Source organism: Actinoplanes oryzae, assembly GCF_030757795.1.
Taxonomy (GTDB): domain Bacteria; phylum Actinomycetota; class Actinomycetes; order Mycobacteriales; family Micromonosporaceae; genus Actinoplanes.
Genome location: NZ_JAUQWH010000180.1, coordinates 1 through 17,649, shown reverse-complemented (window position 1 = coordinate 17,649; position 17,649 = coordinate 1). Strand labels below are relative to the sequence as shown.

Annotated in this window: 20 protein-coding genes and 1 pseudogene; 8 read left to right on the top strand and 13 right to left on the bottom strand. The window is 73.9% G+C overall.

The features are described from left to right. On the bottom strand, nucleotides 1-235 hold a 235-nt coding region (locus RBH18_RS36975), incomplete at its 3' end, for a winged helix-turn-helix domain-containing protein (protein WP_306215157.1). Between the two features lie 68 nt (nucleotides 236-303). On the opposite strand from RBH18_RS36975, the gene RBH18_RS36970 reads away from it, so the two are divergent. Beyond that, a complete protein-coding gene (locus RBH18_RS36970; RefSeq protein ID WP_306215156.1) occupies nucleotides 304-771 on the top strand; it encodes an NUDIX domain-containing protein in 468 nt (155 codons plus the stop codon). Here the strand turns inward: RBH18_RS36970 and RBH18_RS36965 are convergent. Continuing rightward, nucleotides 768-1,229 carry a hypothetical protein gene (locus tag RBH18_RS36965; RefSeq protein WP_306215155.1) on the bottom strand — a complete coding sequence of 154 codons (462 nt, stop codon included), beginning with the start codon at nucleotides 1,227-1,229 and terminating at the stop codon, nucleotides 768-770. The two genes, RBH18_RS36970 and RBH18_RS36965, sit on opposite strands and share 4 nt — an antisense overlap. Before the next feature lie 102 nt (nucleotides 1,230-1,331). On the opposite strand from RBH18_RS36965, the gene RBH18_RS36960 reads away from it, so the two are divergent. From RBH18_RS36960 to RBH18_RS36950, 3 genes are all read left to right on the top strand, one after another. Then, nucleotides 1,332-2,015, top strand: coding sequence for a response regulator transcription factor (locus tag RBH18_RS36960; RefSeq protein ID WP_306215154.1), 684 nt, complete (start codon nucleotides 1,332-1,334; stop codon nucleotides 2,013-2,015). Further along, on the top strand, nucleotides 2,012-3,286 hold the full coding sequence (locus RBH18_RS36955) for a sensor histidine kinase (RefSeq protein ID WP_306215153.1): 1,275 nt from the start codon (nucleotides 2,012-2,014) through the stop codon (nucleotides 3,284-3,286). The genes RBH18_RS36960 and RBH18_RS36955 overlap by 4 nt, the downstream gene beginning before the upstream one ends. 206 nt (nucleotides 3,287-3,492) lie before the next feature. Continuing rightward, on the top strand, nucleotides 3,493-4,149 hold the full coding sequence (locus RBH18_RS36950; RefSeq protein ID WP_306215152.1) for a PepSY domain-containing protein: 657 nt from the start codon (nucleotides 3,493-3,495) through the stop codon (nucleotides 4,147-4,149). A gap of 156 nt (nucleotides 4,150-4,305) precedes the next feature. Here the strand turns inward: RBH18_RS36950 and RBH18_RS36945 are convergent, their stop codons facing one another. Next, complete coding sequence (locus RBH18_RS36945; protein WP_306215151.1) at nucleotides 4,306-5,436, bottom strand: S8 family peptidase; 1,131 nt, start codon at nucleotides 5,434-5,436, stop codon at nucleotides 4,306-4,308. A gap of 168 nt (nucleotides 5,437-5,604) precedes the next feature. On the opposite strand from RBH18_RS36945, the gene RBH18_RS36940 reads away from it, so the two are divergent. Further along, entirely contained in the window at nucleotides 5,605-7,428 is a 1,824-nt protein-coding gene (locus tag RBH18_RS36940; RefSeq protein ID WP_306215150.1) for an AMP-dependent synthetase/ligase, read from the top strand. Between the two features lie 18 nt (nucleotides 7,429-7,446). On the opposite strand, the gene yczR is transcribed toward RBH18_RS36940, so the two are convergent. After that, entirely contained in the window at nucleotides 7,447-8,901 is a 1,455-nt protein-coding gene (gene yczR, locus RBH18_RS36935; RefSeq protein WP_306215149.1) for a MocR-like transcription factor YczR, read from the bottom strand. A gap of 59 nt (nucleotides 8,902-8,960) precedes the next feature. On the opposite strand from yczR, the gene yczE reads away from it, so the two are divergent. Beyond that, nucleotides 8,961-9,587 (top strand): membrane protein YczE, encoded by a 627-nt coding sequence (gene yczE / locus RBH18_RS36930; protein WP_306215148.1) that lies wholly within the window; start codon nucleotides 8,961-8,963, stop codon nucleotides 9,585-9,587. Between the two features lie 91 nt (nucleotides 9,588-9,678). Next, on the top strand, nucleotides 9,679-10,107 hold the full coding sequence (locus RBH18_RS36925; protein WP_306215147.1) for a hypothetical protein: 429 nt from the start codon (nucleotides 9,679-9,681) through the stop codon (nucleotides 10,105-10,107). Here RBH18_RS36925 and RBH18_RS36920 read toward each other — a convergent pair. Next, nucleotides 10,104-10,532, bottom strand: coding sequence for a MarR family winged helix-turn-helix transcriptional regulator (locus RBH18_RS36920; RefSeq protein ID WP_306215146.1), 429 nt, complete (start codon nucleotides 10,530-10,532; stop codon nucleotides 10,104-10,106). The genes RBH18_RS36925 and RBH18_RS36920 overlap by 4 nt on opposite strands. Nucleotides 10,533-10,617: 85 nt before the next feature. On the opposite strand from RBH18_RS36920, the gene RBH18_RS36915 reads away from it, so the two are divergent. Further along, complete coding sequence (locus tag RBH18_RS36915; protein WP_306215145.1) at nucleotides 10,618-11,460, top strand: alpha/beta fold hydrolase; 843 nt, start codon at nucleotides 10,618-10,620, stop codon at nucleotides 11,458-11,460. Between the two features lie 169 nt (nucleotides 11,461-11,629). Here RBH18_RS36915 and hisF read toward each other — a convergent pair whose 3' ends face one another. The 8 genes and pseudogenes from hisF to hisD form a co-directional block, all read right to left on the bottom strand. Beyond that, nucleotides 11,630-12,391: an imidazole glycerol phosphate synthase subunit HisF gene (gene hisF / locus RBH18_RS36910; protein WP_306215144.1), complete on the bottom strand. Its 762-nt coding sequence runs from the start codon at nucleotides 12,389-12,391 to the stop codon at nucleotides 11,630-11,632. Then, nucleotides 12,388-13,107 carry a bifunctional 1-(5-phosphoribosyl)-5-((5-phosphoribosylamino)methylideneamino)imidazole-4-carboxamide isomerase/phosphoribosylanthranilate isomerase PriA gene (gene priA, locus RBH18_RS36905; protein ID WP_306215143.1) on the bottom strand — a complete coding sequence of 240 codons (720 nt, stop codon included), beginning with the start codon at nucleotides 13,105-13,107 and terminating at the stop codon, nucleotides 12,388-12,390. Before priA ends, hisF begins: the two co-directional genes overlap by 4 nt. Nucleotides 13,108-13,131: 24 nt before the next feature. After that, nucleotides 13,132-13,446, bottom strand: coding sequence for a hypothetical protein (locus tag RBH18_RS36900; RefSeq protein WP_306215142.1), 315 nt, complete (start codon nucleotides 13,444-13,446; stop codon nucleotides 13,132-13,134). Next, nucleotides 13,439-14,065, bottom strand: coding sequence for an imidazole glycerol phosphate synthase subunit HisH (hisH, locus tag RBH18_RS36895; RefSeq protein ID WP_306215141.1), 627 nt, complete (start codon nucleotides 14,063-14,065; stop codon nucleotides 13,439-13,441). Before hisH ends, RBH18_RS36900 begins: the two co-directional genes overlap by 8 nt. Next, nucleotides 14,062-14,232, bottom strand: coding sequence for a hypothetical protein (locus RBH18_RS36890; RefSeq protein WP_306215140.1), 171 nt, complete (start codon nucleotides 14,230-14,232; stop codon nucleotides 14,062-14,064). Before RBH18_RS36890 ends, hisH begins: the two co-directional genes overlap by 4 nt. Continuing rightward, a complete protein-coding gene (gene hisB, locus RBH18_RS36885) occupies nucleotides 14,229-14,840 on the bottom strand; it encodes an imidazoleglycerol-phosphate dehydratase HisB (protein ID WP_306215139.1) in 612 nt (203 codons plus the stop codon). Before hisB ends, RBH18_RS36890 begins: the two co-directional genes overlap by 4 nt. Further along, on the bottom strand, nucleotides 14,837-15,946 hold the full coding sequence (locus tag RBH18_RS36880) for a histidinol-phosphate transaminase (RefSeq protein WP_306215138.1): 1,110 nt from the start codon (nucleotides 15,944-15,946) through the stop codon (nucleotides 14,837-14,839). Before RBH18_RS36880 ends, hisB begins: the two co-directional genes overlap by 4 nt. A gap of 287 nt (nucleotides 15,947-16,233) precedes the next feature. Continuing rightward, a pseudogene (hisD, locus tag RBH18_RS36875) lies at nucleotides 16,234-17,535 on the bottom strand (histidinol dehydrogenase); the annotation flags it as partial. Nucleotides 17,536-17,649 lie beyond the last annotated feature (114 nt).

The window sequence follows — 17,649 nt, the reverse complement described above, 5'->3', positions numbered from 1 at the left end:
CCCGTGCCACGAAGGTCCCGGCGCCCGTCCGCGCGGTGAGATAGCCCTCGGCGACCAGCTGCTCGTAGGCGGTCGCCACGCTGTTGCGCGCCACCCCGAGGTCCGCGGCGAGCACCCGGGTGGCGGGCAGCCGGTGCCCCGGGGGCAGGCGACCGTCCACGACGGCCGCCCGCAGCGCCCGGTAGATGCGGACCGTCCGGTCCCCGTGCCCGCTCAGATCCACGACCAGGTCCACACCGCACCCCCGTACGCCCGGCTCCGTCAGCGCCGATCCTCCTCCCCCGGCCACTACCGTGTGGACCCGTGACCGACTTCACCGCCGGGCTGCCCCGCAAACGGATGGCCGCCGGCCTGCTCCTGACCGACGTGCACGACAGGGTCCTGCTCGTCGAGCCCACGTACAAGCCGTCCTGGGAGATCCCCGGCGGGACCGTGGAGGCGGACGAGTCCCCGCGCGCGGCGGTGATCCGGGAGCTGGCCGAGGAGCTGGGACTGGCCGTCGAGCCGGGGCGGCTGCTGGTCACCGACTGGGTGCCGCCGCGCGCCGGGCGTACGGAAGGGTTGATGCTGGTCTTCGACGGGGGCGTCCTGTCCGCCGCCCGCGCGGCGGACATCGTCCTCCCGGCGGACGAGCTGCGCAGCTGGGCCTGGTCCGGACCCGCCGAAGCCGCCGCGCGACTGACTCCCCTGCTGGCCCGCCGCGTCACCGCGGCCCTCGCCGCCCGTGCCGGGGGAACGAGCGCCTACCTCGAGGACGGCCGCACTCCCTAGTCGTCGTCCCCGCGGGTGGTCAGCTGGGGCTGGTCGCCGGCGCAGGTGACGCGGAACTTGACGCGGTCGTGGTTGTCGCTCGTGCTGCGGAACTCGCCCTCGTCGTCGTCCTGGTCGTGCAGCTCGAAGCCCGGGCGCGGGGACATGGAGACGATCTCGGGGCCGCCCTCCTCCTCGCAGCGGGCGACCACCGTGCCGCCGCGGGTGGAGAAGGTGCGGGTGGCGGCCCTCGGGGTGCCCAGGCTCGCCTCCGCCGACGGGGACGCCGGCGCGGATGCCGGTGCGCTCGCCGTGGGCACCGCGTCGAGGCGGCGGGCGACGTCGGCCTCGCTCAGCGGGCGGGCCGTGGTCGAGGTGAGACCGGCGCCGATGATGCTGATGGCGGCCAGGCCGACCAGGACGGCGACCGCGGCCGCACCGAGCCAGCTCGCGGCGCCGAGCAGGGTGCGACGGTTCATGCGTACGACTATGCCCGGTGCGGGGCTAAGAGCAGGACCGGGGAAGGCTAAGAGAGGGTTAAGGCCGCCGCCGCGCGCGGGCCGACCGGATACCGTGCGCGGGTGGCTCACCTGCTTCTCATCGAGGACGACTCGGCGATCCGGACCAACCTGCTGCGCGCCCTGCGGGAGCGGGGGCATGCCGTGGCGGCCTCGCACAACGCGATGGACGGCCTGCAGACCGCGCTGGCCGAGCGCCCCGATCTCGTGGTGCTCGACCTCGGGCTGCCCGACCTCGACGGGCGCGAGATGTTGCGGATGCTGCGAGCGGTGAGCGCCGTGCCCGTGATCGTCGCGACGGCACGCGACGACGAGGCCGAGATCGTGCGGGTGCTCGACGCCGGCGCCGACGACTATCTGGTCAAGCCGTTCACCGCCGCGCAGCTGGAGGCGCGGATCCGGGCCGTGCTGCGCCGGGGCGGAACGGGCGGGGGCGAGCCGGTCGCGCTGACCGTCGGCGGGCTGCGGATCGATCCGGGCGCGCGGACCGCGACGCTGGACGGTGCCGGGCTTGACCTCACGCCACGAGAGTTTGATCTGCTGCATCATCTGGCAACGAGGGCGGGACAGGTGGTGACCAAGCGTGAGCTGCTCAGCGAGGTGTGGCAGGTGCCCTACGGCGGCGCCGACAAGACCGTGGACGTGCACCTGTCGTGGCTGCGGCGCAAGCTCGGCGAGACCGCCCAGCAGCCGCGCTATCTGCACACCGTCCGCGGCGTCGGCGTCCGGCTGAGCGAGCCCGCGTGAGACGACAGCTGACGCTGCTCGTGGCGGCGACGACCTGCCTGGTGCTGATCGCGTTCCTGGTGCCCCTGGCCGTGCTCGTGCGGCAGGTGGCGGCCGACCGCGCGGTCAGCCAGGCGACCGCGGTCATCCAGGCGATCGTGCCGCTGATCGGCAGCGCGGACGACGCCGGGGTCACCGGCTCGCTCGAGGGCCAGCCGGTGCCGGTGAGCGTCTTCACCCCGGCGGGCGCCGTGCTGGGCAGCCCCGCCGAGCGCACCCCCGCGGTCCGGCTCGCCGCCGCCGACGTGCAATCGCTGACAGTCGACACGGCGGCCGGACGCGAGGTGGTGGTCGGGGTCCGGAGCACCCGCGGGACGTACGTGATCCGCTCCCTCGTCCCGGCCGCCGAGCTCACCCGCGGCGTCACCCGGGCCTGGCTGGTGCTCGCCGGGCTGGGCGCCGCCCTCGTCGTGCTCGGGCTGCTCGTCGCCGACCGCCTCGCCCGCACCCTCGTCGCCCCCATCGCCGGCCTGTCCGCGGTCTCGCACCGGCTGGCCCGCGCCGAGCTGTCCGCCCGCGCCGCCCCCGCCGGGCCGCCCGAGGTCCGGGAGGTCGCCGGCGCCCTCAACCACCTGGCCGGCCGCATCCAGGACCTGCTCCGCGAGGAGCGCGAGCAGGTCGCCGACCTGTCGCACCGGCTGCGCACGCCCCTGACCGCGCTGCGGCTGGAGGTGGAGTCGATGCGCGACCCCGCCGAGGCGCACCGGATGTCGGCCGCCGCCGACCGGATCGAGCGGGCGGTCACCACGGTCATCCAGCAGGCCCGCCGCCGCGGCGGCGAGCGGCAGAGCTGCGACGCCACGGCCGTGGTCCGCGACCGGGTCGCCTTCTGGACCGTCCTCGCCGAGGACACCGACCGCGAGGTGAGCACCCGGCTGCCCGCGGTCCCGCTCCCGGTCGCCGTGCCCGCCGACGAGCTCGCGGCCGCCCTCGACGCGCTGCTCGGCAACGTCTTCGCGCACACCCCCGACGGCACGGCCCTGGCGGTCACGCTGCGCCCGGGCGCGGACGGCGGGGCCGAGCTGACGGTGCGCGACTTCGGGCCGGGCTTCCCCGCCTCGAGCACCCGCCGCGGCACGTCGGGCAGCGGCTCCACCGGCCTGGGCGTCGACATCGCCCGCCGCGCGGCCGAGGACGGCGGCGGCTCGCTGACCGTGGAGACGGCCGACGGCGGGGGCGCCCTGGTGCGCCTGACCTTCGCCCCCGCGCCCGCCCCGATCGCCGGCCCATGACCGCGGCGGCGGGTGGCGGCGCGCGCGGCGGGTGGCGGCGCGACGTGACGGCGCACGTGCTGGGGCGAGGGGGCGTCAGTGATCGGGGGCACTGTTGCGGGAGCTCCTCCGCGGCTTAACCAGGGCTTAGCGTTCGCACAGCGTGCCGCTAGGGCGGATCGCGGGATCTTCGTCGTGCTGGTTCACCCGACACACCGGAGGTTCTCATGATCAGGATTCGCACCGCCGCCGCGCTGGCCGCCGGGACCGTCGCCGCGCTCGCCGTGGGCGGGGTGGCGCTCGCCTCGGACGGGGGCGACGACATCTCCGTGCCGATGAAGCCGAACGGCGACGTCATCACCGCCTCGCCCGGCGCGACGGACGACTCCGGGTTCGACGACTCGGCTTCCCCGTCGCCGTCCGCGACCGACGACCCGGCTTCCCCGTCGCCCTCGGCGAGCAGCAGCACGGAAGCCTCGCCCAGGCCGTCGGGCAGCGCGTCGAGCGGGGCCGCCCGGGCCGCCGACAGCGGACTCATCAGCATCGACGCGGCGAAGATGATCGCGCTCAGGGCGGCCGGCGGCGGCTATGTCGAGAGCATCGAGCGGGAGACCGAGCACGGACGGGCCGTCTGGGACGTGGACGTCGTCCGCAACGGCGTCGAGCACGACATCGACGTCGACCGCGCGACCGGCGCGATCACCCGGCACCGGACCGACGACGACAACAGCAGCAGCAGCGGCCGGAGCAGCGACGACCACAGCGGCAGCGGCAGCGACGGCAGCGATGACAACCGGGGCGACGACGACCACGGCGACGACCATGGGCGGCACGGCGGCGACGACCGGGGTGACGATCACGGGCGGCACGGCGACGACGACTGACCTGCGCAGCGCGCCAAGGAAAGACGACGACTGACCCGCGCAGCGCGCCACGGGAAGACGACGACTGACCGCGCAGCGCGCCACGGACGGTCGTGGCGGCGTACAGGAAAAGGAAGGGTGCCCGGGCGACGCAGCCCGGGCACCGCGGCAGGTGGGTCAGCCGGTGAAGAGCAGGCGGTTCGGGGAGCCGGCCCCGGCGTTGGTCACCTTGTCCGGGGTGGCGGCGGTGAGCAGCGCGTCCTGCACCTGCGCCGGCGTCCAGTCCGGGTGCCGCGACAGCACCAGCGCCGCCGCCCCGGTCACGTGCGGGGCCGCCATCGACGTGCCGTGCAGCACGTTGGTGGCGGTGTCGCCGGTGCACCAGTCGGAGGTGATGGCCGTGCCCGGGGCGAAGAGGTCCAGGCAGGTGCCGGAGTTGGAGAAGGGCGCGCGGGCGTCGGTGCTGGTGGTGGCGCCCACGGTGAGGGCGGCGGGGACGCGGGCCGGGGAGATGGTGCAGGCGTCGGTGTTGGCGTTGCCCGCGGCCACCGTGTACGTGATCCCCGACGCGATGGAGGCGTTCACCGCGGCGTCGAGGGCCTCGCTGGCGGGGACGCCGAGGCTGAGGTTGGCGACGGCCGGCCGGGCCGCGTGGGCGGTGACCCAGTCGACGCCCGCGATGACCCCGGCCGTGGTGCCGGCGCCCGAGCAGTTGAGGACGCGGACGCCGACGAGCGTGACCTGTTTCGCGACGCCGTAGGTGGAGCCGCCGACCGTACCCGCGACGTGGGTGCCGTGGCCGTTGCAGTCGTTGCCGTAGCCGCCGATCGCGTCGTGCCCGAGGCCGGCCCGGCCGCCGAAGTCGGTGTGGGAGTAGAGCAAGCCCGTGTCGATGATGTACGCGGTGACGTCGGCACCGGTCCCCGCCGCCGTGAACGTGCTGGTCAGCGGCAGGTCGCGCTGGTCGATCCGGTCGAGGCCCCAGGAGGGCGCCGCGGCGGCGAGGGACACGGCCTGGTTCTGCTCGACGAAGGCGACCGCGGGATCGGCGGCGAGTCGCCGCGCCTGCCGGGGCGACAACGCCGCCTCGAAGCCGTGGACGGCGTCGAACGTCCGCGTGACGCTGCCGTCGTAGCGGGCGGCGAGCGCGCCCGTCCGGTCCACCGCCTTCTTGAGCACGACCAGATAGCTGCCGGGAACCGCCGTGGCCGTGTCCGCGAGCCGGACGGAACCGGTGGCCGCGGCGGCGGGCGCCGGCGTCAGGACAACCACCGCGAGGATCGCGACGGCGAGCCAGGAACGTCTCATGCGGCCGACCCTACGGCCGCGAGATCCAGCTTCCTCGATGGCGATCGAACCTGCCACCATCTGTGAAAGTCCTGAAGACCCGGCAGCCTCTGGTGCGGGCGACGCTTGCGCAATACCCTTCGTTAACGCGGCTGTTACAGGCCCCAACGACGCAAAGAGGCGGCGCCGATGGCTCTCGAAGTTCCTTACACCTCGATTCCCGACATGCTGCTGCGTCGGGTGGCGGCCACGCCGGACGGCCGGGCCTTCGGATCGCCGTCGGCCGACGACACGGCCATCGACTGGCTGACCTGGGCCCAGGTGGGGGAACGCACGAAGGCGATCGCCGCCGGCCTGGTCAGCCTGGGCGTGGGGCTCGAGGACCGGGTGTCGATCATCTCGAACACCCGGATCGAGTGGGTGCTGGCCGACCTGGGGGTCAACCTGGCGGGCGCCGCGACCACCACCGTCTATCCGACCACCGAGCCCGAGGACGCCGCCTACATCGTGGCCGACTCCGGGTCGCGGGTCGTGATCGCCGAGGACCCGAAGCAGGCCCTCAAGCTCGCCGGCACGGACAACGCGGTGACCCACGTGGTGCTCCTCGACGGGCTGCCCGACGCGTCCGCGCAGCCGCCGCAGCTGACCCTCGCCGAGCTGGAGGAGCGCGGCCGGGCCCGGCTCGCCGAGACGCCGGACCTGATCGAGCGGATCGCCGCCCAGCTGGGGCCGGACAATCTGGCCACGCTGATCTACACGTCCGGGACGACCGGGCGGCCCAAGGGCGTGCAGCTCACCCACGCCTGCTGGTGCTGGGAGGGCGTCGCGCAGGGCGGGCTCGGGCTGTTCGAGCCGAGCGACATGCAGTACCTCTGGCTGCCGCTGGCCCACGCCTTCGGCAAGTGCCTGACCTGCGGCGTCATCCACGTGGGCGCGCCGACCTATGTCGACGGCCGGGTCGACAAGCTCGTCGAGCTGCTGCCGATGGTGCGCCCGACGCTGATGTGCGCGGCGCCCCGGATCTTCGAGAAGGTCTACAACAAGACGGTCACCACGGCGACGGCCGGCGGCGGGCTCAAGCCGAAGATCTTCGCCTGGGCCGTGCGGACGGGCAAGGAGAAGGTTGCCCTCGAGCAGGCCGGCAAGCCCGTCCCCGCGGCGCTCAAGGCCCGCTACGCCGTGGCCGAGCGGCTGGTCTTCAGCAAGCTCCAGCAGCGGCTCGGCGGCAACCTGCGGCTGCTCGTCTCCGGGTCGGCGCCGCTGAGCCGCGACATCGCCGAGTTCTTCGCCGCGGCCAACCTGCCGATCATGGAGGGCTACGGGCTCACGGAGACCAGCGCCGCCATCTTCGTCAACCGGCTCGGCCGGCTCAAGATCGGCTCGGTCGGCGAGGCGCTGGGCGACCTCGAGTGCCGGATCGACCACGACGGCGAGGTGCTGGTCAAGGGCACCCCGGTCATGCGCGGCTACCACAACCTGCCCCAGGAGACGGCCGAGGCGTTCACCGAGGACGGCTTCCTGCGCACCGGCGACATCGGCGAGCTCGACGACGAGGGCTACCTCAGGATCACCGACCGGAAGAAGGACCTGGTCAAGACGTCCGGCGGCAAGTACATCGCGCCGTCGGCGATCGAGGGCATGTTCAAGGCCGTGTGCCCGTACACGTCGCAGGTGGTCGTGGTCGGGCAGGCGCGCAACTTCGTCACCATGCTGGTCAGCCTGGACGAGGACGCGATCGCGGCGTGGGCGGCGGGCGGCCCGCACGCCGGCAGGACCTATGCGGAGATCGTCGCGTCGCCGGAGGCCGAGCGGCTCGTGGCGGGCTATGTCGAGGAGCTGAACGGCAAGCTCAACCGCTGGGAGACCGTCAAGAAGTTCGCCATCCTGCCGCGCGACCTCACCATCGAGCACGGCGAGATCACGCCGTCGATGAAGATCAAGCGGCGCAGTGTCGAGGCCAACTTCAGCGACCAGATCGACAAGATGTACGAGGGCTCGCTCGCCAAGATGTGAGCGAGCCGGGAGCGGTGGTCAGGCGATGACCGCGGGGACCCGCCAGTCCGGGCGGGTCACGTGGTCCAGGTCGTAGCGGACCGAGGCGATCCGGCGCACCGCCTCGGTCAGGTCCGCCGGCGGCAGCGGATAGGGCAGCCGGAGGAAGCGCTCGAGCGTCCCGTCCAGGCCGAAGCGGGGTCCGGGAGCCAGCCGGACGCCGACCTCCTCGGCCGCCCGCGCCAGCGCGCTGGAGATCGGGCCGTCCAGCTCCGCCCAGATCACCGTGCCCCCGGCCGGCTCCTTGAAGCGCCACTCCGGCAGGTGCTCGCGGACGGCCGCGGCCAGCACCGCCCGGCGCTCGCGCAGCTCGGCGCGGCGGGCGGCCACGATGCTCTCCGCGTCCTGCAGCAGCCGGACGGCGACCAGCTGCTCCAGCACCGGGCTCGCCATGTCGACGCCCACCCGCAGCGCGGCCAGCCGCTGCACCAGCGGCGCCGAGGCGCGCACCCAGCCGATCCGCAGGCCGCCCCAGTACGCCTTGCTCATGCCGCCGATCGACACCACCCGCGAGTGGCGATCGAAAACGGCCACGGGCGGGGGCATCTCGGTGCTGTCGAGCGGCAGGTCCACCCATGACTCGTCGATGACCAGCTCGGTGCCGGCCGAGTGCGCCGCGGCCACGAGCCGCTCGCGCAGGGCGGCCGGCATGAGGTGGCCGGTGGGATTCTGAAACTCCGGGATCAGGTACGCCATCCGCGGCCGGGTCTGCCGCACGGCCCCGAGCAGCAGCTCCGCGTCCCAGCCGGTCTCCGCGTCGAGCCCGTGGGTGCTGATCCGGGCGCGGCGGGCGGCCAGGGCGGCGAGCGCGTTCGGATAGGTGGGCGACTCCACCAGCACCGTGGTGCCGGGCGGGACGAGCAGCCGGAGCGACAGGTCCAGGGCCTGCTGCGTCCCGCTGGTGATCAGAATCTGCTCGGCGCTCGTTGGCACGCCCCGCCGCGTGTAGCCGGCGGCGACCGCGTCGCGCAGCTCCCCCAGCCCCGTCGGGCGGTAGCCGGCGCTGCCGAGGAAGCGCGGCAGGTCCTCGGCGGCGGCCCGGGCGGCGCCCACCAGCTCGGGCGGCGCCGCCGACGCGGCCACCCCGAGATCGATCATCTCCATGTCGTCGTCCGGCGTCCACAGCCCCGAGGTGGCGACCCGGTGACCGTGGGGCAGGGTGGTCCAGCTGCCGGCGCCGCGCCGGCTGGTCAGGTGGCCGCTCTCGCGCAGCCCCCGGTACGCCGCCGTGACCGTCGTGCGGCTCACGCCCAGCGCCGCGGCGAGGTCGCGCTCGGCGGGCAGGCGCACCCCGAGCGGCAGCCGCCCGTCGCTCAGCAGTCCGCGGATCGTCCCGGCGAGCGCGGCATAATCGGGACTGCGGCGACGACCCGGCAACGCATGCCACTGCCCGAGCAGACGAGCCAATTGGTCGCCTCGCATCGTGGTCGTCACGGCCACCTCCGGGAAATTGGCTATGTCAGGTCGGCGGATTGGCCTTCAGAGTGGCACTTATGACGGATCTTGGCAAACGCGTCCCGCAGCTCTTCCTGGGACTCGTGCTGTACGGCATCAGCATGGCCCTGATGGTGGAGTCCGACCTGGGACTCAACCCGTGGGACGTGTTCCATCAGGGCGTGTCCCGCGTCACGGGGCTGAGCTTCGGCGTGGTCGTGCTGCTGACCGGCGTACCGGTGCTGCTGCTCTGGATCCCCCTGCGGCAGAAGCCGGGCTTCGGCACGATCGCCAACCTGGTCGTCATCGGCCTCGTGGCGGACGCCGCGCTCGCGGTGCTCTCCCCGGGTCACCACCTGCCCGCCCGGATCGGCTACCTCGTGGCGGGCGTGCTGCTCAACGGCGTCGCCACGGGCATGTACATCGGCGCGCGCCTCGGGCCCGGCCCCCGCGACGGGCTCATGACCGGCATCGTGCGGCGCTTCCCGCGGCTGTCGATCCGCCTGGTCCGGACCGGCATCGAGCTCGGCGTGCTGGCGATCGGCTTCCTGCTGGGCGGCACCTTCGGCGTGGGCACCGTCGTGTACGCCGTGACGATCGGTCCCCTCGCCCAGTTCTTCCTGCCGATGTTCACAATCCGCCCGGCCGCCCCCGAGCCGGTCGCCGTCCAGGATGGACTGCGCTGACGGGCGACATATCCCGACAGTGGGACACGGTCCGGTGATCATCCGGACACATTCGCTTTCGGGTTCGGCGGCCACACGGCATCATGGCGACATGGGGGCTGGCGAGTGGCACTGGAATGACGCCTGGATCTTCGTGTCCGCGGTCATCGCCGAGCGCCTCGAGCGCGATCGGGCGATGCACGCCGCCCTGCCCGTGACCGGGGCGAGCCTGGCCGACCTGCTGGCGGCCGCCGACTTCCTGCACCACAGCGTCCCCAGCCGCGCCGAGCTCGAGGAGGCCGTCCGCCGCCTCGCCGGCGCCGGCCTGATCACCGTCGACGACGACCTGGTCGAGGTGGCGCCGGCCGGCGAGCAGCTGTGGCGCACCCGCCCCTTCAGCGGCCTGTCCTCGGCGGTGCTGACCCTCCAGACCCAGCTCAACCGCAGCGCCTCGCCGGGCGACTCGGCCTGGGAGCTGGACGACAAGACCTACAACGCCGCCGTACGCGAATATTCGCTCCGCCTCGCCGACGGTCGCTAGCTCCTGCCGTCGAGGAGCCGCCGCAGGGCCTCCTCCATGCCGGCCAGGGCGCCGGCGCCGACCTCCCGCTCCCACTCCGCGCGCATCTCGTCGAAGATCGCCCGCCCCTCGCGCCGCATCGCCAGCCCACGCTCGGTGACGAGCAGGCGCATCCGCCGGCCGTCGGCGGGATCGGGCTCCCGCCCCACGTAGCCCCGCCCCTCCAGCGCGGCGATCGTCTTGGCCGCGGACTGCTTGGTCACGGACAGCCGCCGCCCCAGCTCGGAGGCGCTGTCCGCCCCCTCGAGGATCGCCGTCAGCGCGAACTCGTGCGTCGTGGTGACGTCCTCGTACCCCCGCGCGGCGAGCTCGGTGGTCGCCCGGTCGGCCAGGTGGCGAAAGCCGTTGAGCAGCAACATGGCGAGATCGGCACCGGAACCTGACATGCGGGCAGCCTAACCGAGCCGTTGACTTAGACAACCAGGTTGTCTACCGTACTCGACAACCAGGCTGTCTATCCGAGGAGTCGCCATGTCCGACGTCACCCACCACTACGCCGACCTGAACGGCACCCGCCTGCACTACGTCACGGCCGGCACCGAAGGCTCCCCGATCCTGCTGGTCCACGGCTGGCCGGAGTCCTGGTGGGCCTTCCGCAAGCTGATCCCGCTGCTCGCGGGGACCCACCGGGTCATCGCCGTCGACCTGCGCGGCTTCGGCGACTCGGGCACCGGCGAGGGCCCCTACGACGTCGCCACCTCGGCCGAGGACCTGCACCACCTGGTCGACCACCTCGCCCTCGGCCCGGTCCACCTGTCCTGCCAGGACATCGGCGGCTTCGTGGCCTTCCGCTTCGCCGCGACCCACCCCGCCGACGTCCTGAGCTTCACGGCGATCGAGAGCACGCTCCCCGGCTACGGCCTCGAACAGCTCGCCGACGTCAACCACGGCGGCTCCTGGCACGTCGGCTTCCTGGCCGCCCCCGGCATCCCGGAGCTGCTGCTGCCGGGCCACGAGCGCCGGCTGCTCGCCGACTGGGCGTACCCCATGATGCTGGCCACCCCGAACGCCGTCACCGACGAGGACCTGACCGAATTCACCCGCACCTACGCCCGCCCCCACGGCTGGCGCGGAACAACAGGCCTCTACCAAAGCGTCTTCACCGACGCCGGCGCCACCCGGTCACTTCCCCCGCTCCCCATGCCGGTCCTGGCCATCGACGGGGCGAGCGCCCCCTTCACCGAGCAGACCTTCCGCCAGGTGACCACCGGCCCCCTCACCACCCTCCACCTGGAAGGCGTGGGCCACCTCGTAGCCCAGGAGGCACCGGACGCGCTCGCCGAAGCCCTCCTGGCCTTCACGAAAGGCATCTGACCCTCGCCACCGGGCCCAGCCGCTGCTGGCGCGAGTCCCCGTCACCGTGCACGTCGGCGGCGACAACGTCGGCGCCCGACTGCGCGATGCTGAGGATGGCGTTCAGCTGGTGGAGATCGTGCGCCGGTCCGAGCGACCCCGTGCCCCCTTGCCGACGGCCGGGCGGGGGTCAGCGGATGGGGTTGCCCGCCTCGCGGAGGCTGTTCTTGACCTCGCCGATCGTGAGTTCGCCGAAGTGGAAGACGCTTGCCGCGAGCACCGCGTCCGCCCCGGCCGCCACCGCCGGCGCGAAGTGCTCGACCGCGCCCGCGCCGCCGCTCGCGATCACCGGGATGTCGACGACGCCGCGTACCGCCGTGATCAGGTCGAGGTCGAAGCCGGCCTTGGTGCCGTCGGCGTCCATCGAGTTGAGGAGGATCTCGCCGGCGCCCAGTGTGGCGACGCGGGCGGCCCATTCGACCGCGTCCAGGCCGGCGCTGCGGCGGCCGCCGTGGGTGGTGACCTCCCAGCCGCTGGGCTGGCCCTCGGCGCGGCGGACGTCGAGGGACAGCACCAGCACCTGGTTGCCGAAGCGGTCGGCGATCTCCGAGATCAGCTCGGGCCGGCTGATCGCCGCGGTGTTGACGCCCACCTTGTCGGCGCCGGCGCGCAGCAGGGTGTCGACGTTGTCCACCGAGCGGACTCCGCCGCCCACGGTGAGGGGGATGAAGACCGATTCCGCCGTACGCCGGACCACGTCGAGCATCGTGCCCCGGTCGTCCGAGGACGCCGTCACGTCGAGGAAGGTGAGCTCGTCCGCGCCCTGGGCGTCGTAGGCGGCGGCCAGCTGGACCGGGTCGCCGGCGTCGCGCAGGTCGAGGAAGTTGACGCCCTTGACGACCCGGCCCGCGTCGACGTCGAGGCAGGGGATGACGCGCACCGCCACGGTCATCGGAGGGCCGCCAGGGCCTCGGCCACCGTGAAGGCGCCCGCGTAGAGTGCCTTGCCGGCGATCACGCCTTCCACGCCCACCGGTTCGAGGGTGGCGAGGGCGCGCAGGTCGTCGAGGCTGGAGACGCCGCCGCTGGCGATGACCGGGGCCGGCGTCCGGGAGCAGACCTCGCGCAGCAGGTCGAGGTTCGGGCCCTTGAGCGTGCCGTCCTTGGTGATGTCGGTGACGACGTACCGGGCGGCGCCCGCCTTGTCGAGACGTTCGAGCACCTCGTACAGGTCGCCGCCGTCGCGGGTCCAGCCGCGCGCCGACAGCGTCCGGCCGCGCACGTCGAGACCGATCGCCACCCGGTCGCCGTACTCGCCGCAGATGCGGTCGCACCACTCCGGGTCCTCGAGGGCGGCGGTGCCGATGTTGACCCGGGCGGCGCCGGTGCCGAGGGCCGCGCGCAGCGACTCGTCGTCGCGGATGCCGCCGGACAGCTCCACCTTGACGTCGAGCCGCCCGACCACCTCGGCGAGCAGGGCGGCGTTGGAGCCCCGCCCGAACGCGGCGTCGAGGTCGACCAGGTGCACCCAGTCGGCGCCGTCGTTCTGCCAGGCCAGCGCCGCCTCGAGCGGGTCGCCGTAGCTGGTCTCGGAGCCGGCGGCCCCCTGCACGAGACGCACGGCCTGGCCGTCGGCGACGTCGACGGCGGGCAGCAGGGAGAGGGTCACGGGAGCTCCGATCTTCGAGACGAACTAACGACGGCCCAGAACTGCGACGACCAGGGCCGGCAGCACGAGGACGAGGAGGACGGTGAGCACGATGCGCAGTCCGAGCTCGGGCACGAGGAACCAGACCGCGACCGCGGCGACCAGCGGCACGGCCACGATGCCCAGGCGCTCGCCGCGGCTGCGCCGGTAGAGCCGGCCCGAGCCGCGCCGCTGCGGGGTGAGCCTGCGCTGCAGGTCCCGCCGCCGTTCCCGGCGGGCGACCCGGCGCGCGGTCCGGGCCTTCTGCTTCTCGGCGACGGCGAGACGCTCGGCCCGCCGCCGCGCGCGTTCCTTACTCATCCAGCGCGGACGCCCAGTTGCGCAGCAGTGCGTACCCGGCGTCGGCGGACTTCTCCGGGTGGAACTGGGCCGCCGACAGCGCCCCGTGCTCGACCACCGCGGCGAACGGCAGGTCGTGCGCGGCCGTGGTGACCTTCGCGCCGGCGGCTTCGAGGGCCGCCAGGTCCGACGCCGCGTACGAGTGCACGAAGTAGAACCGCGTCTCCGCGTCCAGCCCCGCGAGCAGCGCCGACTCCTGCGGGACGGTGACGGTGTTCCAGCCCATGTGCGGGATCCGGCTCGCCGTCAGCTTCGTCACCGCGCCGGGCAGCAGCCCGAGCCCCCGCGTCTCGACGCCGTGCTCGACGCCGGTCTCGAAGAGGATCTGCATGCCCACGCAGATGCCGAGCACCGGACGGCCTTCGGCGACCCGCTCGGCGATGACCGGCCCGGCGCCCAGCTTCTCGATGCCGGCCATGCACGCCGCGTACGCCCCGACGCCCGGCACCACGAGCCCGTCCGCAGCCGCGGCCGCGTCGAGGTCGTCGGTCACCGTGACGTCCACGCCGGTCCGGGCGACCGCCCGCTCGGCCGACCGCAGGTTCCCCGAGCCGTAGTCGAGGATGACGACGCTGGTCATGAATCCCCCGGAAGCAGCCAGAGCACGCCGCCGGCCGCCGAGATCACGGCGAGCGCGGCGACGAGCCCGATCGAGAACTTGGTCGCACCCTGCCGGCGCAGCGACACCACGCCGCCGACGAGCATGCCGGCGAGGCCGAGCAGGAGGACGGGCAGGACGCTGCTCACAGCACGCCCTTCGTCGACGGGAGCGCCCCGGCGTTGCGCGGGTCGATCTCGACGGCCTCGCGCAGCGCCCGGGAGAACGCCTTGAACTGTGCCTCCACCACGTGGTGCGCATCGGGGTGCCCGCCCTCGCGCGCCGCGCGCAGCACGCTGACGTGCAGCGTCACCTTGGCGGCGTGGCCGAACGACTCGAAGATGTGCCGGGTCATGCTGGTCGGATAGACCGGCCCGATGTACGGGGCGAGCGCCGGCTCCTCGTGCACCACGTAGGGCCGGCCGGACAGGTCCACGGCCGCCCGGACCAGCACCTCGTCCATGGGGATCGTGGCCGACCCGTAGCGCCGGATGCCCGCCTTGTCGCCCAGCGCGATCGCGAACGCCTCGCCGAGCGCCAGCGCGGTGTCCTCCATCGTGTGGTGCGCGTCGATCTCGAGGTCGCCCTCGGTGCGCACGAGCAGGTCGAAGCCGCCGTGCTTGGCGAGCTGGTTGAGCATGTGATCGTAGAAGCCGACCCCGGTGGCGAGGTCGCCCTTGCCGGTGCCGTCGAGGTCGATCTCGACGAGGACCTTGGTCTCGTTGGTGACGCGCTCGACGCGCCCGATGCGGCTCACGACAGGATCTCCTCGGCGGCGGTCAGGAAGGCGGTGGTCTCGGCGGGGTCGCCCGCGGTCACGCGCAGCCAGCCGGGCAGGCCGACGTCGCGGATCAGCACGCCCCGGTCCAGGAAGGCCTGCCACGCGGCCCGCTGGTCGCCGACGGCCGGCTCCCCGGCGGACGAAGCCGTGCCGGGCACCGCGAACAGCACGAAGTTGGCGTCGCTGTCGGCGACCCGCACCCCGCGCGAGCGCAGCGTCGACACGATCCGGTCGCGCTGCGCCTTGATCGCGTCGACGGTCGCGAGCAGGGCGTCCCGCTCGGCCAGTGCCGCGCGCGCGGCCGCCTGCGTCAGCGACGACAGGTGGTACGGCAGGCGGACCAGCTGCACGGCGTCGACCACGGCCGGGTCGGCGGCGAAGTAGCCGAGCCGCCCGCCCGCGAAGCCGAACGCCTTGCTCATCGTGCGGCTGACGATCAGGCGCGGGTGCCCCGGCAGCAGGGTCAGGGCGCTCGGGGTGCCGGGGCGGGCGAACTCCGCGTACGCCTCGTCGACCAGCACCATCCCGGGCGCCGCCGCGAGCACCGCGTCGATCACCTCGGGGTCGAGCGCGGTGCCGGTCGGATTGTTGGGCGAGCAGAGGAACACCAGGTCGGGCCGGTGCCGCTCGATCTGCTCGACCGCGGCGGCCGGGGTCAGCCCGAAGTCGGGGTCGCGCAGCGCGCCGATCCAGCGGGTGCCGGTGCCGGCGGCGAGCAGCGGGTGCATCGAGTACGAGGGCCCGAAGCCGAGCGCCGTCCGCCCCGGCCCGCCGAACGCCTGGAGGATCTGCTGCTGCACCTCGTTGGAGCCGTTGGCCGCCCACACCTGCGCCGCGGTCAGCCCGTGCCCGAGATAGGCGGCGAGATCGGTGCGCAGGGCGACCGCGTCCCGGTCCGGATAGCGGTTGAGGTCGGCCAGCTCGGCCTGCAGCGCCTTGGCGATCGCCTCGACGGCGGCCTCGGGCACCGGGTACGAGTTCTCGTTCGTGTTGAGCCGCACCGCCACGTCCAGCTGCGGTGCGCCGTACGGCGTCTGGCCCCGCAGGTCGTCGCGGATGGGCAGGTCGTCGATCGTCGTCACGCGGCACCCCCGGACGCCGGAGAACCCGCGGCGTTGCCGGACGGGGCAGCATCGCCCGACGCAGCGTTGCCGGACAGGGCAGCATCGCCCGACGCAGCAGCAGAACCGGAGGCCGCCGGGCCGGAGGCCGCCGGGCCGGAAGCAGCGGCCGGGGACGCCGGGCCGGAAGCAGCCGCGCCGGAAGCGGCCGGGGACGCCGGGCCGGAAGCAGCCGCACCGGATGTGGCCGGGCCGGAGGCGGCGGCCGGGAACGCCGGGTCGCCGGGCCTGGAGGGAACGGCGTCGCCGAAGCGGGCGGTCACGGCCTGGCCGTGCGCCGGCAGGTCCTCGGCGTTGGCGAGAGCGACCACGTGCGGGGCCACGTCGCGCAGGGCGGCCTCGTCATATTCCACGACGTGGATGCCGCGCAGGAACGACTGCACCGACAGGCCGGACGAGTGGCGCGCGCAGCCCGCGGTGGGCAGGACGTGGTTGGAGCCGGCCGCATAGTCGCCCAGCGACACCGGCGAGTAGGCGCCGACGAAGATGGCACCGGCGTTGCGGACCCTGAACGCCCACTCGCGGGCGTCGCGGGTCTGGATCTCGAGGTGCTCCGCCGCGTAGGCGTCGACCACGGTCAGGCCCTGCGCCAGGTCGTCGACCAGCACGACGCCGGACTGACGGCCGCCGAGCGCCTCGCGCACCCGGGCCTCGTGCTTGGTCGCGGGCACCTGGACGGCCAGCTGGGCGTCGACCGCGTCGGCCAGCTCGGGCGAGTCGGTGACCAGCACGCTCGCGGCCAGCGGGTCGTGCTCGGCCTGGCTGATCAGGTCGGCGGCGACGTGCACCGGCGACGCGGTCTCGTCGGCCAGGATCGCGATCTCGGTGGGGCCGGCCTCGGCGTCGATGCCGACCGTGCCCTGCAGCAGCCGCTTGGCCGCGGTCACCCAGATGTTGCCCGGCCCGGTGATCACGTCGACCGGGGCGCAGCCGTCCGTCTCGTCGGCGCCGGTCGAGCCGTAGCCGAGCATGGCGACCGCCTGGGCGCCGCCGGCCGCATACACCTCGTCGACGCCCAGCAGGGCGCAGGCGGCCAGGACGCGCGCGTCCGGCAGGCCGCCGTTCTCCCGCTGCGGCGGGCTGGCCACGACCAGCGAGCTCACGCCCGCGGCCTGGGCCGGCACCACGTTCATGACGACGGTCGACGGATAGACGGCGAGGCCACCCGGCACGTAGAGGCCGACGCGGGAGACCGGCACCCACCGCTCGATCACGGTGCCGCCGGGGACGACCTGGGTGGTGACGTCGGTGCGCCGCTGGTCGGCGTGAACCTTACGGGTGCGCTCGATCGCGACCTCGAGCGCGCGGCGCACCTCGGGGTCGAGGGTGTCGACCGCGGCGGCGATGGCCTCCGCGGGCACCCGCAGGCGCTCCAGGCGCACCCCGTCGAATTTCTCCGTGGCGTCGCGGATCGCCGCGAAACCATGCTCCCGGACCGCCTCCACGACGGGGCGGATCCGCTCGACGGCCTGAGAGACGTCGAGCTGGGCACGGGGCAGCAGACCGCGCGGGTCCCGGCGGGAGCCGCGCAGGTCGATCCGGTTCAGCACGCCGCCAAGTCTAGGCCGTGCGCCGCGGCGGCCCCGGCCGCGGTTCCAGGCAGTGGGACCCGCCACGACTTCCCCGGGGCGCGGCGTGGCGGGAACCGTCCCGGCCGGGACGGT

Bases quoted from the DNA above. Each gene is read 5' to 3' on its own strand.
- RBH18_RS36965 (WP_306215155.1), bottom strand. From the start codon at position 1,229: ATGAACCGTCGCACCCTGCTCGGCGCCGCGAGCTGGCTCGGTGCGGCC.
- RBH18_RS36950 (WP_306215152.1), top strand. From the start codon at position 3,493: ATGATCAGGATTCGCACCGCCGCCGCGCTGGCCGCCGGGACCGTCGCC.
- RBH18_RS36945 (WP_306215151.1), bottom strand. From the start codon at position 5,436: ATGAGACGTTCCTGGCTCGCCGTCGCGATCCTCGCGGTGGTTGTCCTG.
- RBH18_RS36940 (WP_306215150.1), top strand. From the start codon at position 5,605: ATGGCTCTCGAAGTTCCTTACACCTCGATTCCCGACATGCTGCTGCGT.
- yczE (WP_306215148.1), top strand. From the start codon at position 8,961: ATGACGGATCTTGGCAAACGCGTCCCGCAGCTCTTCCTGGGACTCGTG.
- RBH18_RS36925 (WP_306215147.1), top strand. From the start codon at position 9,679: ATGGGGGCTGGCGAGTGGCACTGGAATGACGCCTGGATCTTCGTGTCC.
- RBH18_RS36920 (WP_306215146.1), bottom strand. From the start codon at position 10,532: ATGTCAGGTTCCGGTGCCGATCTCGCCATGTTGCTGCTCAACGGCTTT.
- RBH18_RS36915 (WP_306215145.1), top strand. From the start codon at position 10,618: ATGTCCGACGTCACCCACCACTACGCCGACCTGAACGGCACCCGCCTG.
- hisF (WP_306215144.1), bottom strand. From the start codon at position 12,391: ATGACCGTGGCGGTGCGCGTCATCCCCTGCCTCGACGTCGACGCGGGC.
- RBH18_RS36900 (WP_306215142.1), bottom strand. From the start codon at position 13,446: ATGAGTAAGGAACGCGCGCGGCGGCGGGCCGAGCGTCTCGCCGTCGCC.
- hisH (WP_306215141.1), bottom strand. From the start codon at position 14,065: ATGACCAGCGTCGTCATCCTCGACTACGGCTCGGGGAACCTGCGGTCG.